This window comes from Anaerostipes hominis (ex Lee et al. 2021), from assembly GCF_002270485.1.
Lineage (GTDB): Bacteria > Bacillota > Clostridia > Lachnospirales > Lachnospiraceae > Anaerostipes > Anaerostipes hominis.
The window spans coordinates 1-1067 of the sequence record NZ_NQOG01000062.1; the positions used below are offsets into that span (position 1 = coordinate 1).

General features: G+C 44.8%; 1 protein-coding gene. It reads right to left on the minus strand.

What is annotated here, in order from left to right; genetic code table 11:
* Window positions 1-37: 37 nt before the first annotated feature.
* Window positions 38-1060: a group II intron reverse transcriptase/maturase gene (gene ltrA / locus CI597_RS17510; RefSeq protein ID WP_268876136.1), complete on the minus strand. Its 1023-nt coding sequence runs from the start codon at window positions 1058-1060 to the stop codon at window positions 38-40.
* Window positions 1061-1067: the final 7 nt, after the last annotated feature.

Here is a 1067-nt window from a genome sequence, read left to right on the forward strand (position 1 = left end):
CTCACACCACCGTACATGCCGTTCGGCATACGGCGGTTCAACATAACTTCAAAGCATGACGTTCCATGTAATAATCGTAGCAACTCACAAGCCCTGCCTGTTTCAGCTTTTCTTTTGAGATTGCCCTGACTACACAGGTTTTCGTTACTATCCATTGATAGTGGTCTCCCATGTATGATGTCTGTCTTGCAAGGTCTTTTCCTATACCCAGCTTCTGCAATCCCCACTGCCGTTTCTTCGGTACTTTCCATTGTTTCCAGATTATTACTCGCAGTCTTGTACGCAAATGTGCGTCTATGTCGGTCATTGCTGTTTTCATCCTACCTATTGCAAAGTAGTTTATCCAACCTCGGATTACCCTGTTGAGCTGTTTTACCCTTTCCGCAAACGCCATTGATTTTCTTCTTTCTGTCAGCTTCTTTAACGTCCTCTTAAATTTCTGCACAGAATCCTTGTGTGGTCTGCACTTCCATTCTTTCGTCTTGGAATCTTTCCAGAATCCAAAGCCGAGATATTTGAGGTTCATTGGTCTTGTTATGTGTGTTTTATCTGCATTTACTTTCAGACCAAGCTTCCTCTCTATCCAGTCCGTTATCGAATACATAACACGTTTGGCACTTGCTTCGCTTCTGACTGCTATTACACAGTCGTCAGCGTACCTCACGAAGCCCAATCCACGTCTTTCCATCTCTTTATCCAGTTCATTCAGCATGATATTAGACAATAGCGGCGTCAGATTGCCACCCTGCGGCGTTCCCTGTTCTGTTTTCTCATACCTGCCCTGCACCATGACTCCTGCTTTCAGATATTTCCGTATCAGCGATTCCGTATCTCCGTCATTTATGATGTTGTGGACAAGGCTCATCAACTTATCCTGCGGTACGTTATCGAAGAATTTCTCTAGGTCTATGTCCACTATCCACTCATATCCCTCATTGAGGAACATGAGCATATCTTTGATAGCCATTTCACAGCTCCTGTTTGGACGGAATCCGTAACTGTGGTCTGAAAACAGCGGCTCGCACATAGGGCTGATTATCTGTGCTATACCCTGCTGGATTACCCTG